This is a genomic window from Alkalihalobacillus phoenicis (assembly GCF_047302405.1).
Lineage (GTDB): Bacteria > Bacillota > Bacilli > Bacillales > Bacillaceae_D > Alkalihalobacillus.
The window spans coordinates 1,453,977-1,474,003 of record NZ_CP154853.1 but is presented as its reverse complement, the minus strand read 5'-3'; the positions used below and the strand labels follow the sequence as shown (position 1 = coordinate 1,474,003).

Genomic DNA, 20,027 nt, shown 5'->3' with positions numbered 1-20,027 from the left:
AAGAGATTATCGAATCGAACATACTAAAAGTTATATTATGGAAAAGGAGTATGAGGGATGCCATTATGTTAATTCAGGAACTAGCTATTGTCTTAATTCGTATTTTTTCGATATTCCCACTTCTTTTAGTCGTTACATTAGTGATGGGCAAACGTTCTATTGGGGAATTGCCTATCTTTGATTTTCTTATTGTTATGAGCTTAGCTTCTGTAGCAGGGGCAGACATTGCCGATCCTAGTATTCCCCATATTCATACCGCATTTGCGATCATTGTTATCGCTCTCTTTCAAAAATTCACAGCGAGACTTTTAATTAAAAATCGAAAGTTCGGAAAATGGATTACATTTGAGCCAACAGTCGTGATCCAAAAAGGAAAATTATTAGCAGGTAATATTGAATCAATTCGTTATTCAATCGATAATATTTTACAATTACTGAGACAAAAAGGCATTTTTGATATTGAAGATGTTGAATTAGGCATTATTGAAGCAAATGGGGATATAAGCGTTCAAAAAAAGCCTGAGAAAGCAACTCCGGCTTTAGAAGATATGGATTTACAACAAAAATCGAGTGGCATTTCGTACCCTGTTATTCTTGATGGTACGTTTCAATTAGAAATCATGGAAAAGCTCGGGATCACTGAAGAGAGAATTAGAAATTATGTAGAAGAAAGAGGCGTTATCCGTCTTGAAGATGTTTTTCTTTGCACATTGAACGGCAAAGGTGAACTCCATCTCTCCTATACACGGGAGGATAATCAAATTCAATTAATTCAGCATTAATTGAATTTGATTACCGCAAATCTCGTTCAATCTCTAAATAAGCTTCATTTATTTGCTCTGCACACCTTTTAAACATTTCTTTAGCCGTCTGGTTATCAGTATCTAATGAATAAAGTTGTAAATCTGCTTGAATTTTTTGCATAGTAGCTTTTAATAAAGGTATGGTCACAGGATCCTGCTGTTGTAAACTATCATCAAATAAATCAACATAGAGGTCTCCATTCGCATCAATTTGGGCTAGGAAAACACTTTCTAGTGAGACATCTTGTTTGGCTAACTCTGTTTGAAGCCAATCGCGGTTTAAACCACGATTCCCGAGATTTTGGTCAAGAATTCGGCCGTCAGCGACGACGGTTTCTGGCTGTTTATTTTTTTTCGTACTGCTTCTAGCCACTGCTTGCTTTTTGTCTTCCTTTAATAAAACATTTAGTTCACCATTTGTTTCGAGCATAGCGAATTCAACATCAGCAAATTGAAAGACATCTTTTTTACGTAGTTTTCTCAAAAGCTCATCCCCTGTTATATGCTGCTTATTTAAAGCATCTTCAAGGATTTTACCCCCTTGAATAACAGGTGTCCCTTTGCCAAATAACAAGACTCGAAACTTTGCGCTTTTTACAGACAAATAATAGATTAAAGCTGTAACCGTTGACCATACAATTAAGGCCGTAAAAGCCAAAGCAGATGGTATAGAAAGCATCGTTGCACTTATAGCAGCAATAATAACAATACTAGTTAATAAAGCAAATTCAAAAAACGAGCTTTCCCCCATCGGCTTTTTAACAATGATTTTGGACACGATGTATAATATAATAATCGCAACCATGGACCGTACGATTATCTCGACCCACCCTGGCATGATGAACCCTCCTTTCCTTAATTCCCTTTATATTGAGGCTCTTGTCTTTCTAGCTCTGCTACTCTTTTTTCTAATTCATGAATCACTGTTTTTGTTTTTAAACTTGCTTGATGAAATCGATTCCTTTTATCATGACCCTCAGCCTGTAATGAAATGGTCATTAGAGTTGCCTCGACCCCTTTTAATGAAGCTAACGTTCCTTTAACTTGACTTGCCACTGTCATGTTCTCACCTATCCTTTTGGTTTAAAAATTAAGGCCGCCATAAACCCGAAAATAATCGCCGCCGAAATACCTGCACTTGTCACTTCAAAAATGCCTGTAATAACACCAATCAATCCATTTACTTCCGCTTCTGCCATCGCCCCATGAACTAAAGAATTCCCAAAACTCGTAATCGGTACGGTCGCTCCAGCACCGGCAAAATCGATTAACGGTTCATATAACCCTAACCCATCGAGCACGGCTCCCGTTACAACCAAGGCTGTCATCGTATGAGCTGGTGTTAATTTCGCTACGTCCATTAATAATTGACCAATGACACAAATGAGACCACCTACAAGAAACGCCCACAAAAAGATCAAAACATCACACCTCCCGCTTCAATGGATACAGCATGTGCAATTGTTGGAATCGACTCTTTTTGCTGAAAAGAAAGTGGAGATAGTAAGGCACCAGTCGCTACAACTAAAATACGTTTAAATTCGCCACGTTTCATTCGATTTAATAAATGTCCATAAACAACCGATGCTGAACAGCCTGGGCCACTTCCACCTGCTAAAACCGGTTGACCTTCACGATAAATTAAAAGTCCACAATCTTGGAATTGTTCCTTTGTATAGTCCATATTTTTCTCTTTTAACAATTCTCTCGTAATACCAAGTCCTATTTTCCCTAAATCACCACTGACAATTAAGTCATAATGATCAAATGGAAGTTCAAGATCGCGAAAATGTGCTTCTATTGTATCAACGGCAGCAGGTGCCATTGCCGCCCCCATATTAAACGGATCAGAAATTCCCATATCAATGACTTTGCCAATGGTAGCTGAGGTAACGACCGGTCCATTTCCTTCTTTGGCGACTATAGCTGCTCCCGCTGCTGTTGCCGTCCATTGTGAGGTCGGTGGTTTTTGACTACCATATTCGGTCGGATAACGAAACTGCTTTTCAGTTGCGGTATTATGACTTGAAGCCACCGTGGCAATATAGTTCGCTCCCTCATTGTTAATAATAAATGACGCCAGGGCTAAGCCTTCCATCGAAGTCGAACAAGCACCAAATAAACCGATGTAAGGAATTGAAAGTGTTCGTCCCGCAAATGAAGATGGTGTGAGTTGATTGACTAAATCTCCGGCCATCATAAAAGTAATTTGTTCCTTCGTTAACTTCTCTTTTTCAATCGCTATTTGGACCGCCTCTTCAATTAAAACTTTTTGGGCCTTTTCATAGGAATCCTCTCCTAACCACAAATCATCGTGAAGTTTATCAAAATCACGAGCAATCGCTCCATTTGCCTCAAATGGTCCTGCGACCGTCCCTGTCGAAATAATAACTGGCTTTTTTTCAAATACCCATGATTGATGACCTTTCAACATTTCATAACCCTCCCCAATTAATTAAAATCGTTTTTATAAGAGCTATGACAAAAGCCGCAAACGTACCGAAAACGATCACCGAACCTGCTAATTTAAACATATTTCCACCGACACCAAGCACCAGTCCTTCTGTACGGTGTTCAATCGCAGCTGAAGCAATTGAATTGGCAAAACCAGTAACTGGAACAGCCGTCCCTGCACCAGAAAATTGAGCAAAGCGGTCATACACCCCTAAACCAGTAAATAAAGCAGCAAGAAAAATCAAGACTGCTACTGTCGGATTACCAGCCGTTCGTTCTGTAAAATCAAAAAACGTATAAAACATAATGTTTAATGCTTGCCCGATAATGCAAATAAATCCACCAACAAGAAAGGCTCGGATGCAGTTTTTTACGACTGGTCTTTTGATCTCATATCTTTTGGCGACGGCTTGGTATGCTTGTTGGGTTGGCGTTGATTGTTTTTGTTTACTATTTGACATGAAATCACCTTCTATCCTTTCATATATTTTTCAATTTTCCTTACTTTCTCTTTTAAATCCTTTTCCTTGATCGTCTCATTTTTTAGTTCTTTCTCTAGTTTCTCAAGCTCCATATAAACTTTTCTATCTGTTGAGACATGGATTTCATCTTCTGAGTATCGCTCCTTTATTTTGTCAAAACCTTCTTTTCTAATTTCCTTTAAACGAAACCGAGAAAATTGTTTCACTTTTGGGGCCACATAAATTTTGTCTTCAAAAGAAACCGCATGAACTTCAATTATTTCATTCATCTTCATTAATGTTTTTTTACTTTCATTCGCTTTCGTTTGATCAAAAGTGTCATTTTCGACTATTAATGATTGGGTTGTTGGCTCATTGACTGAAAGATTTTGGCACCCACTTATCAAAACGATAAGTACAAATAATGGAATCATTATTTTTTTCATTTTATCCCTACACTCCATTTTTATTTATGTAGAATTTGGGTTTTCCCATAAGGTCGTTTAAATAACCTTATGGGAGCCCAATTTATTACTGCCGATATTGTGGTTCTTCTTGCATCACTTGTTCAACGCGCGGCTCTAAATTATCAACAATCGTTTGAGTTTGCTGGGCCATTTGTTTATAAAGCTGTTTTGCTTGTTGATTATCGGTTTCTAAAGAAAAAGTTTCTAAACTTGCTTGAGCACTTTTTAAACCAGCCACCGTTTGTTGCATTTTTGCGATTACAGTCATGAATTAAACTCCTCCTTCAAAATCAGAATGCCTTTCATTGTTATGATTTGATTTTGCCGCCAAACTATTAGTTACAATTTTTGTAAACCAGATCATTTCATTAAAAAGGGTAAGAATAACTTTCCAATATAATTGGGCCCATTTTGAAAGACACTACAAATAAAGAATGATTTATTTCGTTTAGTATCGGTGATTAATCACAGTTAAGGACAGGTGTTTTCATTATGAATACGAACTTTGCATCGTTAACGATCGAATTATTTGTTGGCTTCTTCGCCTTGTTAGTTTTAACAAAGTTTTTAGGCAAAAATCAGATTACTCAATTGACTCCTTTTGACTTTATTTCTGCTCTCGTTCTAGGGGAATTAGTCGGGAATGCGATTTACGATCCATCAATCGGTCTTCATTATGTGCTTTATGCGATTGTATTTTGGGGCACTTTAATTTTCTTTATTGAGATGATTACACAAAAAATTAGAGAATCGAGGTCAATCTTAGAAGGAAAACCTTCCTTAATTATTACGAATGGTCAAATCCAATATGAAGAACTAAAAAAGAATAAACTTGATCTTAATCAATTACAGCATTTATTAAGAGAAAAAGATGTCTTTTCGATTCGTGAAGTACAAAACGGAATTTTGGAAACAAATGGAACAGTCAGCGTAATGAAAAAATATCGTTTTGACACCCCAACAAATGAAGATTTAAAAATCCCTGCTAAAAGTGTCAACTTACCCATTGTTTTAATAATGGATGGGGAAATCATTTACGATAGTTTAGATTTTTTACACAAAAAGGAATCTTGGCTCTTAGATGAGTTAACGAATCAAGGCATTGCTGGGCCAAAAGCAGTTTTATATGCTGATTGGGTTCCAAATGAAGGGTTTGAAATTCAAACGTTTTGAACCAAAATTATGGTGAAATAAGGGAAATCAATTTCATCCTTCCTATGGATCGGTTATTATAGAATGGAAGCAAAACTTTCATTAATAAATAGGTTGTTTAAGCTTTCATGTCAGAATGTGTAGGTAGGTAGATAATGGACATCGTTTCAACTTTTGTTATTATCCTTTTTATTACAAATTTCATCTTTGCGACTATTCTCATTTTTATTGAGAGAAAGGATCCAGCTGCCACATGGGCTTGGTTACTTGTCCTTTACTTTATTCCTTTTTTAGGTTTTGTCATTTATTTATTGTTAGGCCAAAACTTAACGAGGAGTAAACTTTTTTATTGGGAGGGCATAAAAAAAATCGGATTAGAAAGTTCAATTTTGGAACAAAAAGAGCAATTACAAGATCCTAAATTTACGTTTCGAAATGAGATGGTCGAACAAAATCGTGATTTAATTTTTATGCATTTAATGAATAACGATGCCTTGTTAACGAAAAAAAATCATATCGATATTTATTACGATGGAAAGGAAAAGTTTAACACTTTATTTGAGGACATCGATAGGGCAACCTCATTTATTCATATTCAATATTATATTTTTAAAAATGATGATCTCGGGAAAAAGCTCATTAAATTATTAACTAAAAAAGCAGCCCAAGGAGTTACCGTTCGATTGTTATATGATGATTTAGGTTCTAGAAAGCTTCGTAAAAAACATCTTGCTGAGCTCGAGAATGCAGGTGGCGAAGTCGGGGTCTTTTTCCCATCTAGCTTCACGATTATTAATTTGCGTTTAAATTATCGTAATCATCGTAAATTAGTTAATATCGATGGGAAAATTGGCTATTTAGGTGGTTTTAATGTCGGCAATGAGTATTTAGGAAAAAAAGAGAAGTTTGGTTACTGGCGAGACACACATTTGCGGATACTCGGACAATCCGTTCATGCGATCCAGACTCGTTTTATTTTAGATTGGAATCAAGCTGTGAAGAAAAAAGCGATTCAATACGAGGATCGTTATTTTCCAACTATTGATGAATTAGAAAATGAAAATACACCGATGCAGATCGTTTCAAGTGGTCCCGACTCTGAATGGGAACAAATTAAGAATGGCTATGTGAAAATGATCGCTCAAGCTAAGGATTCGATTTTGATTCAAACTCCTTATTTTATCCCGGATCAAACTTTATTTGATATTTTAAAAATCGCTGCCCTATCAGGGGTCGATGTTAAAGTGATGATCCCTAATAAGCCCGACCATCCATTTGTATATTGGGCTACTTATTCCTATGTTGGCGAATTATTAAAAGCAGGAGCACGTATCTATATATATGATAATGGTTTCATTCATGCAAAAACGCTCATTATTGATCGGAGTATCAATGCAGTTGGTACAGCAAATATAGATATGCGCAGTTTTAAATTAAATTTTGAAGTTACGGCTTTTATTTATGACCAAAATACATCTGAAAATTTAGCTCAAATGTTTGAGGAAGACATGAAATTATCCTTTGAATTAACACAGGAATTATACGATAATCGCTCGACATGGATTCGTTTTAAAGAATCGATATCAAGGCTTCTTTCCCCCATTTTGTAAATGTTTTTAAATTTTTAATCATTGTTGCTTTCAAGAACACGGCCTTACTTATTTAGTCCCCACTGAAATAGTTCTGTTAGTTAGGTTTGGATGCTTCGGCTTACTTCGCCAGCTCCATACCCTACACGTTCCGCGGGTGAACCGAGAGCCTCCTCGCGACTAATCGCTGCGAGGTCTCTCGTGTTTCACTATTCCCGCAGGAGTCTCCGGGTATTACGCTGGCTACGCTTTGGTCAAAGAAAAATCTGCTTAAGCCAAAATCGCTCATCTAATGAATCACCTAATTGTTTGAAATTCTTCCCAATTAAAAGTGACAATGAGATTTTTCAATGGTCTTACAAAGTTGCTGTGCGGTCTTACTGATTCCATAAAGTGAGACTTTTTTTGATGTACTAAGCTAACTTCCAGCGAATTGTTTCTGCTTGTTGAAAACGATTTGAAACAGCCGGCCAGTTAACGATATTCCACCATTGTTCGACATAATCCTTTTTCTCATTTAAATACTGTAAATAATAAGCGTGCTCCCATACATCAAGGACCAATAACGGAATCATATCTTGCTGAGAGAGGTTTTGATGCTTTTCCGCTTGTAATATTTCTAATCTACCAGCACGTGGTGCCCAAACGAGCATGACCCACCCTCCTCCTTCCACTTGATCAGCCGCTTCTGTGAAATGCTCCTTCATTTGTTCAAAACTACTAAAATCACGCTCGATTGCTTGAAGTAAAGCTCCTTCAGGCTGGCCCCCTCCATCAGGTGCCATAACCTCCCAAAAGATCGAATGTAAATAATGCCCTGCACCATGGAAAGCTGCTTCTCGCTCCCAATGTTTAATTAAATCAAAATCGCCTGTTTGCCTCGCTTCTTTCATCTTATTTTCCGCTTTGTTCAGTCCATCCACATAGCTTCGATGATGTTTATCATGATGTAAATACATAATTTCCTTTGCGATATATGGTTCTAATGCATCATAACTATATGGAAGTGGCGGAAGTTGATGCCCACCTATTGGGACGAGCGGCTCTCTTCCTTCTGCTCGAACGGCCCGTTTATGTTGTTGGGACAAAGTATATACTTTTGCCACCAATTCTGAGACGTATTGCTCATCACCGGGTTGCTTTTCTCGTTCCTCCACTAAAGCCGTTTCAATTTGAGCTAATAATTGAACAAACTCTTCTTTTTCTCTTCCTTCTAAAAGTTGTAATTCCTGCATAATTTGTTCCTTATTTTCCTCATACCACTTTTGAACTTCTTCTAAATAAGAACTCATGGTTCCCTCCTAAATATCATGATGTTCCTATATTATGAGTAGTCAGCCTATATGTTCTTATTTTTAAGCAAAGAAAAAAACAGAGGTTAATCCTCTGTTTGCTCTATTTCTAAATCACGCATAAATAAATCGGCATCTTCATCTATATCCTCTGCATCGGTATGCTCAGGTAATGGAGGAAGCTCATCTATCGTTTTTAAACCAAAATGATCTAAAAATTGCGGTGTCGTTCCATATAAAATGGGTCGCCCTGTTCCTTTTGCTCGACCAGCTTCTTTAATTAAAAGCTTAGAGCTTAATGACTGTAACGCTTTTTCTGATTTGACCCCACGAATTTCTTCAATTTCAATTCGCGTAATCGGCTGTTTATACGCAACGATCGCTAACGTTTCAAGAGCGGCTTGTGATAACCCTGTATGAATAGGAGAAATAGCCAACGCTTTAATATAACTTAAATGCTCTGCTTTTGTTGCTAAACGATACGTATTCGCTATTTCAATGATTTGTAACCCTCTTGATTTTTTTTTATATTCCTCTTTTAACTGCTCTAATGCAAGCTGTATTTCCACTTTCTCAACATTAATAATCTCAAATAACTGGGCTTCAGATAATCCTTCATCACCTGAAACAAAAAGTAAACTTTCTATTACCGCAACTAACTCTTTTTTATGCACGGAACGTCTCCTCTTCCATTTGGTAAATCATAATACTTGAAAAGTTCTCAGACTGTTGACATGAGATGGCTTTTGTTTTCATTAATTCTAATATAGCCAAAAACGTTACGACCATTTGGGAACGATCACTCGGCTCAAATAATTGTTCAAATGCACATTTCCCTTGGTTGATCAGTAAATAATCAATGACTTCATTCATTCTATCTTCAATCGAATATTCCTGATTTCTTACCGTTCTTGTTTGTGGTGCTTTTAGCTTCTGCCTTTTTAAAAGTTTCTGGTAAGCTGATAACATATCAAATAAAGAAACCCCTTGAATCGTGATGTCGCGTTTTTCTTGCTCTGATACATAAGGCTCTAAATCCTCTGGTGCTCTCGTTAAAACAAAACTTCTCTCTTCTTCTTTATCTTTTAAATCAGAAGCCGCTTCTTTATACTTTCGATATTCAACTAAGCGACTTATTAATTCTTCGCGCGGGTCATCTTCTTCATCTAAATCATAAACATCTTCCTCATAATCAAGCTCTTGATTAGGGAGAAGCATTTTGGACTTAATGGCTAGAAGAGTTGCGGCCATCACTAAATACTCACTGGCAATATCTAATTGAATTTCCTGCATCGTATGTATATAAGACAAATACTGATCGGTTATTTTGGCAACTGGGATGTCGTATATATCGACCTCGGCCTGATTAATTAAATGAAGCAATAAATCAAGAGGACCTTCAAAACTGTCCAATTTCACTTGGTATGAACTCATTCAGCCATCACTAGCACTTCCTATTAGCTTATTATTTTCATTGAATTATATCATATTTCCTCAGACACCGTAATGGTCTTTTCCTTGTCAGTCACTTCACAAGACAAATTGTTTGATGATACAATAATAGATAATAACAAGTGATTAAAGGATGGTTTACGATGTATCCGAATGCCTATATTGATTATTTAACTTATTTTCATGTTAATCAAGACTACTTTGAATGCCATGAAGTACTAGAAGAATATTGGAAGGAAAAAACAGCCAAACACCGTGATATTATTTGGGTTGGGCTTATCCAGCTTTCAGTTGGTTTATATCATGAACGGCGAGGGAATATTCTCGGTGCCAATAAAATGCTTTCAAGAGCTGCCAGCATTTTTACGAATAATCAGCCTGCATTAGAAAAATTATCGCTTGACCCTAAATTACTTATAAAGGCGGTAAAAGAACGAATCGCACAATTACCCAATCATAAAAACAATCCATTTGAACCTATTCAACTTCCCTTACTTGATCATTCTTTGTTAGTAAAAATGGAAAAAAGAAGAGGAGAGTTAAAGCTTGATTGGCAAAAAGATGGAGTAGTCCCCGATCCGTTTATCATCAACAAACATCGTTTACGAGATAGAAGCGACGTTATTGAAGAACGCGAACTTGAACTATTAAAGCGACAAAGAAGTTCAACCTAAAGAAAAGTCCTGTTCGCCATCATTTGTTGATGAACTGAACGGGACTTTTTTTATGAGATTGTTTTAATTTCATACTAATTTTTTAAAACGCTCTCGATTTTAACTTTCAAACCATTACTCAAAGGCTCTCCCTAAATTAGCCATTTCAATCGCTGCTGTTGCTGCATCCCAACCTTTATTGCCCGCTTTTGTTCCAGCACGTTCAACTGCTTGTTCAATCGTATCTGTCGTTAAGACACCAAAAATAACCGGTTTTCCTGATGATAAAGCTAAAGAAGAAACTCCTTTTGCTACTTCATTACACACATAATCAAAGTGAGGAGTTGCCCCACGAATAACTGTTCCTAATGTAATCACAGCATCATATTTCCCTGTATCAAGCATTTTTTTCGCGGCAAATGGAATTTCAAAAGCTCCAGGCACCCAAGCTACATCAATATCCGCTTCAGAAACTCCGTGACGAACTAAGCCATCCTGTGCCCCACTTAAAAGTTTACTCGTAATAAACTCATTAAATCGACCCACGACAATCCCTACTTTTAACCCTGTTGCGACTAAATTACCTTCATATGTTTTCCCCATCATAATTCCTCCTCTAATTTGTTGTTGAATGAAAATTCAATAAATGTCCAAGTTTTTCCGTTTTTGTTCGTAAATACTGTTCATTATCACGATTATGTGGAAGTTGTAATGGCACTCGTTCTTTTACAACTAAACCATAACCGGTAAGCCCTGTAATTTTCCGCGGATTATTCGTTAAGAGTTGCATTTCTCTAACCCCTAAATCACGTAAAATTTGTGCACCAATCCCGTAATCCCGTAAGTCAGCTGGAAATCCTAATTTCTCATTTGCTTCAACTGTATCATAGCCTTCTTCTTGCAGCTTATATGCCTTTAATTTATTTAGCAAACCAATCCCACGGCCTTCTTGCCTCATATAAAGCAAAATGCCCTTACCAGCTTTTTCAATTTGAGCTAACGCAGCATGTAACTGTGGACCACAATCACAACGATGTGAACCAAACACATCTCCGGTTAAACATTCCGAATGAACTCGAACTAGTGTTGGTTCATCACTTGATATATCTCCTTTAACTAAAGCAATACTTTCCACTTGATCGAGAACATTGCTATAACCTATCGCTTTAAAATGACCAAAATCAGTTGGTAGTTCAATTTCAACTTCTTTTTGAATAAGAGTTTCCATTTGCCGTCTGTAATGAATTAAATCCTGAATCGTAATCATTTTTAAATCGTGCTCATTGGCCAGTTTTTTCAATTCAGGAACACGGGCCATTGAACCATCTTCATTCATAATCTCACAAATAACGCCACCTGGATTTTTAGACCCGGCCAGCCTTGCTAAATCGACTGCCGCTTCCGTATGTCCCGCTCTTCTTAACACACCACCGTCCTTAGCAACGAGTGGAAAGATATGACCAGGCTTTTTAAAGTCCGCTTTTGTTGCCGTCTCTGCCATTAATTCTTGAACCGTTGTAGCTCGTTCAAAAGCCGAAATACCTGTTGTTGTTGTATGGTGGTCCACACTAACCGTAAAGGCCGTTCCATGAGGGTCCGTATTCACATCAACCATTGGGACTAATTCAAGACTTTTAGCTCGTTCTTCTGTAATCGGTACACAAACGAGACCACGCCCATAAGTGACCATAAAGTTTATGACATCTGGGGTTGTTTTATCGGCTAACGAAAGAAAATCGCCTTCATTTTCCCGATCTTCATCGTCACATACGATAATAACCTCGCCTCTTTTTAAAGCGTCAATTGCTTCTCGAATCGAATCAAATATTTGTTCATCTGCCACAATAATCCCTCCTTTATTTGAATCCGTTCTCTTCTAAAAATTGTGAAGTCATTGTATCTTGTTTAGGGTGAGGACTTTTTTGTTTGTTAAGCATTTTCTCAATATATTTCCCTAAGATATCACATTCAATGTTGACAATATCGCCAACTTCTTTTGTTCCTAAAATCGTTTCTTCTAACGTATGCGGAATGATTGAAATCGTAAATCGGTCGGTGTCGACACGAAATAACGTTAAACTAATTCCATCAACAGTAATTGAGCCTTTATAAACCATATAATCAGTTAATGATTCCTTCACTTGCACTTGATAATAAATCGCATTATGCTCACGTTGTTTTGAAATAATTTTACCAATTCCATCGACATGCCCAGAAACGATATGTCCCCCAAACCTTCCATCCGCTTTCATCGCTCGTTCTAAATTGACTTTACTCCCTCGATTTAGTCCATTTAAACTCGTGGCTCTAACCGTTTCAGGCATCATATCAACACTAAAGCTCTGATGATTAAATTCGGTTACTGTTAAACAAACACCATTTACAGAAATACTATCACCCAAATGTACATCTGCTAAAACCTTTCTTGCATTTATTTTCATAACAATCGCTTCACCATTTTGTTTCACCGTGGCAATTTCGCCAATTTCCTCGACAATTCCAGTAAACATTCTCAACCCTCCCGCACTTTTGAAATGATTTTTATATCTGGTCCAAGCTGCTCGATGCTCACAAATTCCAAACGTAAATGTTCGGCTAAAGACTGAATTCCGTTCCCTCCTGAAAAAGTCGGAGCCCTTTCACCAGCAAGCATCTTCGGGGCAAAATAAGTAATGACTTGTTGGACCAGTTTCTTTTCGATAAATTGTCCGTGAATTTGTGATCCACCTTCAACAAATAAGGAGGTGATTTCCTTTTGACCAAGTGTACGAAGCACATCATTTAAATCTGTACCAATCTGATAAACTTCGACTCCTACACTTTGTAGCTTTTTCACTTTTTCTAAAGGCGTTTCTCGATTTGTAAACACCCATGTAGGAGCAAGTCCATCTGTTACAAGCTTTGAATCGAGTGGGATTCGTAGTTCACTATCTAAGACAATTCGAATTGGGTTTTTCCCACCGAATTCAAGTCGCGTTGTTAAAGCTGGATTATCAGCAAGAACTGTCCCAATCCCTACCAAAATCGCATCATGTTTATGCCTGTATTGGTGTACATCCTCCCGAGCTTCCTCACTCGTAATCCACTTACTTTCACCTGTAACCGTTGCTATTTTTCCATCTAAAGTCATCGCTGCTTTTAACGTGACATACGGCTGTTTAGTTAATATATAATAAAAGAAGACTTCATTTAATTGAATCGCTTCTTCTTCACATACACCTACTGTCACTTGAATGCCTGCTTTTTTTAAACGAGTAATACCTGTACCTGATACTTGCGGATTTGGATCAACCGTAGCGACCACAACTCTTTTTACTTTTTTTTCGACTAACAAATCAGCACAAGGTGGGGTTTTACCATAATGGCTACAAGGTTCCAACGTCACATAAACGGTTGAACCTTCTGCTTTTTCATCTGCCATTTGTAAGGCAAGTACTTCCGCATGACCTTCGCCACGTTTGAGGTGAGCACCAAAACCAACGACCTGGCCATCCTTCACAACAACTGCACCTACCATAGGGTTTGGGGACGTTTGCCCTTCTGTTTTTTCAGCCAATCGAATCGCCAGCTTCATATATTCCTGATCCGTCACTTCCATCACCTCCTAATAAAAACGAAAAAACCCCGAAAGATAAACTCTCCCGGGGGTATGTAAAAACTAGCACTGAATAAGCCTAATTGTAGCCATATTTAAATAAACCGGTAGCTCCGTTTTTTTAAATAAAGCAAATAGACGCAAACAAACTATCAAAAAAGACAGATTGATTGTGTAAACAAATAGACATGCTCTCCTTCTCCCATCCAGACTATTACTGTCGGTCCTAGACTTACACTAGGTCAGCCGTTCATTAACTAAAAGCTAATGAGCGGGTCACGGACTAAGAGGGTAAAAACCCTCATCACCGCCGGTGGGGAATTGCACCCCGCCCCGAAGGATCATATGAAATTTTCTCCAATCAAAGTATAAACATTGGATTGATATGAATTTTATCACCCGTACTTTAAAATTGCAAGAAATTAAATTTTAACCTATTATACTCCAACCTTATTCGAGCGGAAACACTTTCTTACAAAAAAGCTTGCCAACTATCCCATTTCAGAGATTTTGTCGACAAGCTGAACTAAACATTTGAATGCGTTTGACTATGTGTTATTCTGATTCTATTTATATACTTTGTTTTTGTAAATGTTCTTCTTTTTCTTTCAGTCGATAGCGATGTAAAATTGGCTCCGTATAACCATTTGGTTGCTCCCTACCTTTAAGCACTAGTTCCAGCGCCGCTTCAAATGCGTTAGAACGTTGCCCATTATGCACTAATACTCGGTATGTCTTATCATCACGGTTTTGTTCGTCCACGACTTTGGCCATTCGATAAAAGGTGTCGATGACTTGTTCTTCTGTACAAATCTGATGATGTAACCAATTGGCGATATGTTGACTTGAGATTCTTAATGTCGCTCGATCTTCCATTAGTCCGACATTATGAATATCTGGTACTTTCGAGCAACCAACCCCTTGATGAACCCACCGTACAACATACCCTAATATTCCTTGTACATTGTTATCTAATTCATTTTGAATCGTTTGCCTATCCCAAGCACGCTCTTTTGAAATCGGCGGTGTTAAGATCTCCTCTAAGTACGAATGATTATCCTCCCTTTTTTTCATTTGAACATCGACTACATTAATTTGATGATAATGAATCGCATGTAAAGTGGCCGCTGTTGGAGATGGAACCCAGGCTGTATTTGCTCCTGACTTCGGGTGATCACTTTTTAGCTCTAACATTGCCTTCATCTCATCTGGCATAGCCCACATCCCTTTACCGATCTGAGCACGTTGTTGAAACCCCGTTTTTAAGCCACTTTTTACATTTGACCGTTCATAAGCCCGTAACCATTTCTCCTGCTTCATTTCTGCTTTCGGAACGACTGACCCTAATTCCATTGAAGTAAAGATTTCATCACCCGTACGGTCTAAAAAGCCTGTATTAATAAAGGCAATCCGTTCTTTTACTTTTTCAATACAATTGATTAAATTAACGGATGTACGACGTTCTTCATCCATTACCCCTATTTTTAATGTATAGCGCTCCATTTCTAACATATCTTCCACCATATTAAATATTCGGTTCGCGAACTCAACTTCTTCGGAACCATGCATTTTCGGTTTCACGATATAAATCGAACGTTCCTTTGAATTTTTAAGTTCACTTAAGCCCATAATAGAATGTTTCGCAATAAGGCTTGTTATAACCGCATCAATAATACCCTCTGGCACTTCTTGACCAACCTTATCTAAAATGAGATTTGAGGTCATAAGATGGCCGACATTACGAATAAACATAAGGGAACGGCCTGATAGGGAAAATTCCTCTCCATTCCCTCTTCTATAATGGCGATCTTGATTTAACTGCCGAAGTAGCTGCACACCATTTTTCGTAAAAGTCGATGTTAAATTTCCTTTCATTAACCCAAGCCAGTTACGATAAATATGCACTTTATCAGTTGTATCAACAGCTGCGACCGAATCTTCACAATCCATGATTGTCGTTAAAGCCGATTCTAAAATAATATCTTTAATACCTGCCTGATCAAACTGCCCAATTTCATCATGTCGATCAATTTTAATTTCGAAATGAAGTTGATGATTTTGACAAAGGATTGTTTTCGGTTCATCCAGTTCACCAACATAACCAATAAACTTCTTCGGATCTTTTAATTTAGTCACTTGACCATTTTCTAACGCAATAGAAAGCGTTCCTGCTGTGATTTGATATTGTTTCGCCTCACTATGACTTCCTTGCTCTAAAGGAATGACTTTATCGAGAAATAACTTTGTATACTCGACAACTTTCTTCCCTCTTAATGGATTGTATTGAGTTGTTCTTTTAGTATCTTCACTTTCATCTATCACATTTGTTCCATAAAGGGCATCATACAGACTACCCCATCTCGCGTTCGCTGCATTAATCGCATATCTTGCATTGTCTAAAGGAACAACGAGTTGCGGGCCAGCTTGCCTAGCAATTTCCTCATCGACATTCTCTGTTGTAATATGAAAATCAGCCACCCGCTTTTCTAAATAACCGATTTCCGTTAAAAACTCTTGATATGCCTTTGGTTCAAACGCACGATTATCTTGATACCATTGATTTATTTGCTCCTGTAAATGCACTCGCTTTGATAACAATTGATTATTAATTGGACTTAATATTTCAATCAGATTTTCAAACTTTGCCCAAAACTGATTTTTATCTAAATTTAATCCGATTAACGCTTCTTTTTCAACAAAGTGAACAAGCTCTTCTGCCACTTGAATTTGTCCGAACTTTTTATACGGTTTCAATTAGTCATACCTCCCAACACTTTTAAAAAAAGAAGGGTTGTTCAAGACATTCAACCCTTCTTGCCTAAATATAATTCGCAATATTCCGTCTTTATTTCCGAGAAATCGTTCTATGACCGAGAAGTGAACGTTTTAAAATAGGGTAGAATTTATTCTGTTTCTTTTCTTAAACAATGGTCACATTTTGTCATATACGTATCTGTTGGTGTCTTAACTGGGTGCCCACAATCCGCACAAATGATCATACTTGTTTTAGTTGTTGTCGTTTTCATAATAAACCCTCCCTATTTTTGATAATAAATAAAATGAATTTTCCATCACATTGGCTTTTAACCAATCTAACTAGATGAAGCATTCCTTCTAAATAAAGACTAAGCGTCTATCACACTTGCCCTCCTCCACTTCTCGGAGATTTGAAGGGATTACTTCTTTCAGCTTGAAATAAACTGTTCTGTTTCCGTTGAGTTTTTCATTGCGGTTGTAGAAGAAGTTCCCCCCGTAATGATTTGAGACACTTCATCAAAATAACCGGTGCCAACTTCTCTTTGGTGCCTTGTAGCTGTATAACCATATTTTTCACTCGCAAATTCTTCTTGTTGTAGTTTTGAATAAGCGGCCATGCCATGTTCCTTATAACCTCGTGCAAGTTCAAACATGCTATGATTTAATGCATGGAAACCTGCAAGTGTTACAAATTGGAATTTATATCCCATCGTTCCAAGTTCTCTTTGATATTTTTCAATCGTCTCATCATCAAGTTTTGCTTTCCAATTAAACGATGGTGAACAATTGTAGGCAAGCAATTTATCTGGGTACTGAGCATGTATAGCATCAGCGAACGCTTTTGCTTCCTCTAGATTCGGTTCTGCTGTTTCGCACCAAATTAAATCGGCATATGGAGCATAAGCAAGCCCTCTTGCAATCGCTTGATCAATCCCTGGTGTTGTTCGGTAAAAGCCTTCTGGAGTACGTTCATCTGTCATAAATGGTGCATCATAAGGATCAATATTACTAGTAATTAAGTCAGCTGCATTCGCATCTGTGCGAGCAATCAATACGGTTGGAACATCTAATACGTCTGCTGCTAATCGTGCTGAGATTAAGTTTTTAATCGCTTGTTGCGTCGGCAATAACACTTTCCCACCGAGGTGACCACATTTTTTCTCTGAAGCAAGTTGGTCTTCAAAGTGAACGCCGGCTGCTCCTGCCTCTATCATGCCTTTCATTAATTCAAAGACATTTAGTTGACCACCGAATCCAGCTTCCGCATCAGCGACAATTGGAGCAAACCAGTCTGTATCATTTTTACCTTCCATATGTTCAATTTGATCGGCTCGTTGCAAAGCTTGATTAATTCTTTTCACAACAGATGGGACACTATTTGCTGGATATAAGCTTTGATCCGGATACATCTGTCCAGATAAATTAGCATCTGCTGCTACTTGCCAACCACTTAAATAAATGGCCTTTAAGCCCGCTTTTACTTGTTGAACGGCTTGGTTTCCAGTTAGGGCCCCAAGCGCATGAATATAATCCTCTTCATTCAGCGATTCCCAAAGTCTTTTAGCCCCTCTTTCGGCCAATGTATATTCAATTTGTACGGAACCTCTTAATTTCAATACCTCTTCAGCTGAATAAGGTCTTGTAATTCCATTCCAGCGACTCTCATTTTGCCACGTCTCCTGCAATGCTTTTAATTGTCGATTATGATCCATGTTTCCCCACGCCTTTCTCCTCGTTTTTGATTTCATTTTTTGTTTCTTAAGTATTTTTAAAACAGAACTTCATCAAAATAAGCGTCAAACATTTACCATTATTTACATTTATTAAAGAAGTGTGACACCCCTTCCTAACTTGTTAAAACTATTATATAACAGATTAAATTGTTTGTGAATAGTTTTCTTAAAAATAGTTTTATTATTGATATTAAAGCATTTTATTGTTATGCAACAGATAAACTCAAAAACGTTGATGTATCAATATTTTTGGGTTTTTTCTCCATTCATTTTTTTATTCAAAAAAATTCAATGCAATCAATGCTTTTTTCGCTGCCATAAACTTGAAAAAATGAGCCAAAATAAAAATGCCTGTGAGATACAGTTCCTCACAGGCATTTTGTCTACAGTCTACTTTGATTAGAAAGAAAATGTATGTTTGATAAAGCTCACTTAAACTTCGATCATCATAGCGTCCCCTTGACCACCACCACTACAAATGGCGGCAATCCCTATTCCTCCTCCTCTTCGTTTGAGTTCATAAGCGAGTGTTAATAAAATTCGGGCTCCACTAGCTCCAATTGGATGACCAAGGGCGACTGCCCCACCATTTACATTAACCTTATCAGGGCTTAAGTCAGCTATTTTATTACTAGCAAGTGCAACGGCGGCAAAGGCTTCATTAATTTCAAACAACGTAATATCACTTACCTTTTTTCCAGTTTTCTCAAGAAGTTTCTCGATCACTAAACCTGGTGTTTGTGGGAAATCTTTTGCTTGTGTAGCAACCTCAGCATGCGCAAGAATTGTTGCTAACGGTTCTATCCCTTGATTATGAGCCTCTTCTTCATTCATTAAAACAAGGGCTGCTGCCCCATCGTTGACACCTGGTGCATTTCCAGCCGTAATCGTTCCACCCTGACCAAAAATTGGCTTTAAAGCGGATAAAGCTTCTAAACTTGCCTTTGCTCGCGGTGCTTCATCCTTCTCGATTAGAATCGGTTCTCCCTTGCGAGGTTGGATTTGCACCGGGACAATTTCTTCTGCTAATCGTCCTGATTCGATCGCTTTAACAGCTCGCTTGTGGCTTCTATAAGCCCACTTATCCTGTTCATCACGCGATATTTCTAGTAGAGCCGCTGTTTCATTTCCATAATGCCCCATATGAACACCTGTAAAACTACAAGATAAGCCATCATGAATCATCAGATCAACTAGGGAAGCATCCCCCATTCGTGCGCCCCACCTTGCCTTTGGCAGCACATAGGGGGTGTTTGACATCGATTCCATCCCTCCGGCAACGATAATTTTTTCATCACCTACACGGATGAGCTGATCGGCTAATGAAACCGCTCTCAAACCTGAGGCACATACTTTATTAATCGTCTCTGTTTTTACGTGCCAGGGTAACCCAGCTGCCCTGGCCGCTTGTCTTGAAGTGATTTGTCCTTGCCCAGCTTGAAGGACATGGCCAAAAATCACTTCATCAACCTGATCGTTTTTAAGACTCGCTCGACTAACCGCTTCTTTAATCGCAATTCCGCCTAATTCTACGGCTGATAATGAGCTTAAATGGCCACCAAATTTCCCAAACGGTGTCCTTGCCCCACTGACAATGACTGATTTCATAGACTAAAACC

22 protein-coding genes and 1 riboswitch are annotated in these 20,027 nt (G+C 37.9%); of the genes, 4 read left to right on the top strand and 18 right to left on the bottom strand.

What is annotated here, in order from left to right; translation table 11 throughout:
* The first annotated feature begins 65 nt into the window (after nt 1-65).
* Nucleotides 66-782 carry a DUF421 domain-containing protein gene (locus AA0017_RS07035; RefSeq protein WP_413380376.1) on the top strand — a complete coding sequence of 239 codons (717 nt, stop codon included), beginning with the start codon at nt 66-68 and terminating at the stop codon, nt 780-782.
* Nucleotides 783-792: 10 nt separating this feature from the next.
* Here AA0017_RS07035 and AA0017_RS07030 read toward each other — a convergent pair whose 3' ends face one another.
* From AA0017_RS07030 to AA0017_RS07000, 7 genes are all read right to left on the bottom strand, one after another.
* Nucleotides 793-1,641, bottom strand: a complete 849-nt coding sequence (locus tag AA0017_RS07030) for a DUF421 domain-containing protein (RefSeq protein WP_413380375.1) — start codon at nt 1,639-1,641, stop codon at nt 793-795.
* A 17-nt stretch (nt 1,642-1,658) separates the two neighbouring features.
* The gene (locus AA0017_RS07025; protein ID WP_413380374.1) at nt 1,659-1,865 is read right to left on the bottom strand and encodes a DUF1657 domain-containing protein; all 207 of its coding nucleotides are present in this window, start codon (nt 1,863-1,865) and stop codon (nt 1,659-1,661) included.
* 8 nt (nt 1,866-1,873) lie between these two features.
* Nucleotides 1,874-2,224 (bottom strand): stage V sporulation protein AE, encoded by a 351-nt coding sequence (spoVAE, locus tag AA0017_RS07020; protein WP_413380372.1) that lies wholly within the window; start codon nt 2,222-2,224, stop codon nt 1,874-1,876.
* A complete protein-coding gene (spoVAD, locus tag AA0017_RS07015; protein ID WP_413380370.1) occupies nt 2,221-3,237 on the bottom strand; it encodes a stage V sporulation protein AD in 1,017 nt (338 codons plus the stop codon). The genes spoVAE and spoVAD overlap by 4 nt, the downstream gene beginning before the upstream one ends.
* A gap of 1 nt (nt 3,238) precedes the next feature.
* Nucleotides 3,239-3,718, bottom strand: a complete 480-nt coding sequence (gene spoVAC, locus AA0017_RS07010; RefSeq protein WP_413380369.1) for a stage V sporulation protein AC — start codon at nt 3,716-3,718, stop codon at nt 3,239-3,241.
* Between the two features lie 11 nt (nt 3,719-3,729).
* Complete coding sequence (locus AA0017_RS07005; RefSeq protein ID WP_413380367.1) at nt 3,730-4,164, bottom strand: hypothetical protein; 435 nt, start codon at nt 4,162-4,164, stop codon at nt 3,730-3,732.
* A gap of 85 nt (nt 4,165-4,249) precedes the next feature.
* Entirely contained in the window at nt 4,250-4,453 is a 204-nt protein-coding gene (locus AA0017_RS07000; protein ID WP_413380366.1) for a DUF1657 domain-containing protein, read from the bottom strand.
* 224 nt (nt 4,454-4,677) lie between these two features.
* On the opposite strand from AA0017_RS07000, the gene AA0017_RS06995 reads away from it, so the two are divergent.
* Together AA0017_RS06995 and cls are read left to right on the top strand one after the other, a co-directional pair.
* Nucleotides 4,678-5,358, top strand: coding sequence for a DUF421 domain-containing protein (locus tag AA0017_RS06995; protein ID WP_413380364.1), 681 nt, complete (start codon nt 4,678-4,680; stop codon nt 5,356-5,358).
* A gap of 134 nt (nt 5,359-5,492) precedes the next feature.
* Nucleotides 5,493-6,947: a cardiolipin synthase gene (gene cls, locus AA0017_RS06990; RefSeq protein WP_413380363.1), complete on the top strand. Its 1,455-nt coding sequence runs from the start codon at nt 5,493-5,495 to the stop codon at nt 6,945-6,947.
* A gap of 392 nt (nt 6,948-7,339) precedes the next feature.
* Here cls and AA0017_RS06985 read toward each other — a convergent pair whose 3' ends face one another.
* The 3 genes from AA0017_RS06985 to AA0017_RS06975 form a co-directional block, all read right to left on the bottom strand.
* Entirely contained in the window at nt 7,340-8,218 is an 879-nt protein-coding gene (locus AA0017_RS06985) for a superoxide dismutase (RefSeq protein ID WP_413380361.1), read from the bottom strand.
* Between the two features lie 86 nt (nt 8,219-8,304).
* Entirely contained in the window at nt 8,305-8,892 is a 588-nt protein-coding gene (gene scpB / locus AA0017_RS06980; protein WP_413380360.1) for an SMC-Scp complex subunit ScpB, read from the bottom strand.
* Nucleotides 8,885-9,652, bottom strand: coding sequence for a segregation/condensation protein A (locus AA0017_RS06975; protein ID WP_413380359.1), 768 nt, complete (start codon nt 9,650-9,652; stop codon nt 8,885-8,887). Before AA0017_RS06975 ends, scpB begins: the two co-directional genes overlap by 8 nt.
* 161 nt (nt 9,653-9,813) lie before the next feature.
* Between AA0017_RS06975 and AA0017_RS06970 the strand changes: the two genes are divergently transcribed.
* Nucleotides 9,814-10,344, top strand: coding sequence for a DUF309 domain-containing protein (locus AA0017_RS06970; RefSeq protein WP_413380358.1), 531 nt, complete (start codon nt 9,814-9,816; stop codon nt 10,342-10,344).
* A 114-nt stretch (nt 10,345-10,458) separates the two neighbouring features.
* Here the strand turns inward: AA0017_RS06970 and ribE (AA0017_RS06965) are convergent, their stop codons facing one another.
* The 8 genes from ribE (AA0017_RS06965) to AA0017_RS06930 form a co-directional block, all read right to left on the bottom strand.
* Entirely contained in the window at nt 10,459-10,926 is a 468-nt protein-coding gene (gene ribE / locus AA0017_RS06965) for a 6,7-dimethyl-8-ribityllumazine synthase (RefSeq protein ID WP_413380357.1), read from the bottom strand.
* A 13-nt stretch (nt 10,927-10,939) separates the two neighbouring features.
* The gene (locus AA0017_RS06960) at nt 10,940-12,151 is read right to left on the bottom strand and encodes a bifunctional 3,4-dihydroxy-2-butanone-4-phosphate synthase/GTP cyclohydrolase II (protein WP_413382449.1); all 1,212 of its coding nucleotides are present in this window, start codon (nt 12,149-12,151) and stop codon (nt 10,940-10,942) included.
* Between the two features lie 28 nt (nt 12,152-12,179).
* On the bottom strand, nt 12,180-12,833 hold the full coding sequence (ribE, locus tag AA0017_RS06955; protein WP_413380356.1) for a riboflavin synthase: 654 nt from the start codon (nt 12,831-12,833) through the stop codon (nt 12,180-12,182).
* 2 nt (nt 12,834-12,835) lie between these two features.
* The gene (gene ribD / locus AA0017_RS06950) at nt 12,836-13,915 is read right to left on the bottom strand and encodes a bifunctional diaminohydroxyphosphoribosylaminopyrimidine deaminase/5-amino-6-(5-phosphoribosylamino)uracil reductase RibD (RefSeq protein ID WP_413380355.1); all 1,080 of its coding nucleotides are present in this window, start codon (nt 13,913-13,915) and stop codon (nt 12,836-12,838) included.
* Between the two features lie 193 nt (nt 13,916-14,108).
* Nucleotides 14,109-14,263: riboswitch (FMN riboswitch) on the bottom strand.
* A gap of 225 nt (nt 14,264-14,488) precedes the next feature.
* Nucleotides 14,489-16,672, bottom strand: a complete 2,184-nt coding sequence (locus AA0017_RS06945) for a malate synthase G (RefSeq protein ID WP_413380354.1) — start codon at nt 16,670-16,672, stop codon at nt 14,489-14,491.
* A gap of 149 nt (nt 16,673-16,821) precedes the next feature.
* Nucleotides 16,822-16,944 (bottom strand): hypothetical protein, encoded by a 123-nt coding sequence (locus tag AA0017_RS06940; RefSeq protein ID WP_413380352.1) that lies wholly within the window; start codon nt 16,942-16,944, stop codon nt 16,822-16,824.
* Nucleotides 16,945-17,103: 159 nt separating this feature from the next.
* On the bottom strand, nt 17,104-18,387 hold the full coding sequence (aceA, locus tag AA0017_RS06935) for an isocitrate lyase (protein ID WP_413380350.1): 1,284 nt from the start codon (nt 18,385-18,387) through the stop codon (nt 17,104-17,106).
* 453 nt (nt 18,388-18,840) lie between these two features.
* Nucleotides 18,841-20,016 carry an acetyl-CoA C-acetyltransferase gene (locus AA0017_RS06930; protein WP_413380348.1) on the bottom strand — a complete coding sequence of 392 codons (1,176 nt, stop codon included), beginning with the start codon at nt 20,014-20,016 and terminating at the stop codon, nt 18,841-18,843.
* Between the last annotated feature and the right edge of the window lie 11 nt (nt 20,017-20,027).

Excerpts from the sequence above, each read along its gene's own strand:
- AA0017_RS07035 (WP_413380376.1), top strand. The coding sequence starts at position 66 with ATGTTAATTCAGGAACTAGCTATTGTCTTAATTCGTATTTTTTCGATA.
- AA0017_RS07030 (WP_413380375.1), bottom strand. The coding sequence starts at position 1,641 with ATGCCAGGGTGGGTCGAGATAATCGTACGGTCCATGGTTGCGATTATT.
- AA0017_RS07025 (WP_413380374.1), bottom strand. The coding sequence starts at position 1,865 with ATGACAGTGGCAAGTCAAGTTAAAGGAACGTTAGCTTCATTAAAAGGG.
- spoVAD (WP_413380370.1), bottom strand. The coding sequence starts at position 3,237 with ATGTTGAAAGGTCATCAATCATGGGTATTTGAAAAAAAGCCAGTTATT.
- spoVAC (WP_413380369.1), bottom strand. The coding sequence starts at position 3,718 with ATGTCAAATAGTAAACAAAAACAATCAACGCCAACCCAACAAGCATAC.
- AA0017_RS07005 (WP_413380367.1), bottom strand. The coding sequence starts at position 4,164 with ATGAAAAAAATAATGATTCCATTATTTGTACTTATCGTTTTGATAAGT.
- AA0017_RS07000 (WP_413380366.1), bottom strand. The coding sequence starts at position 4,453 with ATGACTGTAATCGCAAAAATGCAACAAACGGTGGCTGGTTTAAAAAGT.
- AA0017_RS06995 (WP_413380364.1), top strand. The coding sequence starts at position 4,678 with ATGAATACGAACTTTGCATCGTTAACGATCGAATTATTTGTTGGCTTC.
- cls (WP_413380363.1), top strand. The coding sequence starts at position 5,493 with ATGGACATCGTTTCAACTTTTGTTATTATCCTTTTTATTACAAATTTC.
- AA0017_RS06985 (WP_413380361.1), bottom strand. The coding sequence starts at position 8,218 with ATGAGTTCTTATTTAGAAGAAGTTCAAAAGTGGTATGAGGAAAATAAG.
- AA0017_RS06975 (WP_413380359.1), bottom strand. The coding sequence starts at position 9,652 with ATGAGTTCATACCAAGTGAAATTGGACAGTTTTGAAGGTCCTCTTGAT.
- AA0017_RS06970 (WP_413380358.1), top strand. The coding sequence starts at position 9,814 with ATGTATCCGAATGCCTATATTGATTATTTAACTTATTTTCATGTTAAT.
- ribE (WP_413380357.1), bottom strand. The coding sequence starts at position 10,926 with ATGGGGAAAACATATGAAGGTAATTTAGTCGCAACAGGGTTAAAAGTA.
- ribE (WP_413380356.1), bottom strand. The coding sequence starts at position 12,833 with ATGTTTACTGGAATTGTCGAGGAAATTGGCGAAATTGCCACGGTGAAA.
- AA0017_RS06940 (WP_413380352.1), bottom strand. The coding sequence starts at position 16,944 with ATGAAAACGACAACAACTAAAACAAGTATGATCATTTGTGCGGATTGT.
- aceA (WP_413380350.1), bottom strand. The coding sequence starts at position 18,387 with ATGGATCATAATCGACAATTAAAAGCATTGCAGGAGACGTGGCAAAAT.
- AA0017_RS06930 (WP_413380348.1), bottom strand. The coding sequence starts at position 20,016 with ATGAAATCAGTCATTGTCAGTGGGGCAAGGACACCGTTTGGGAAATTT.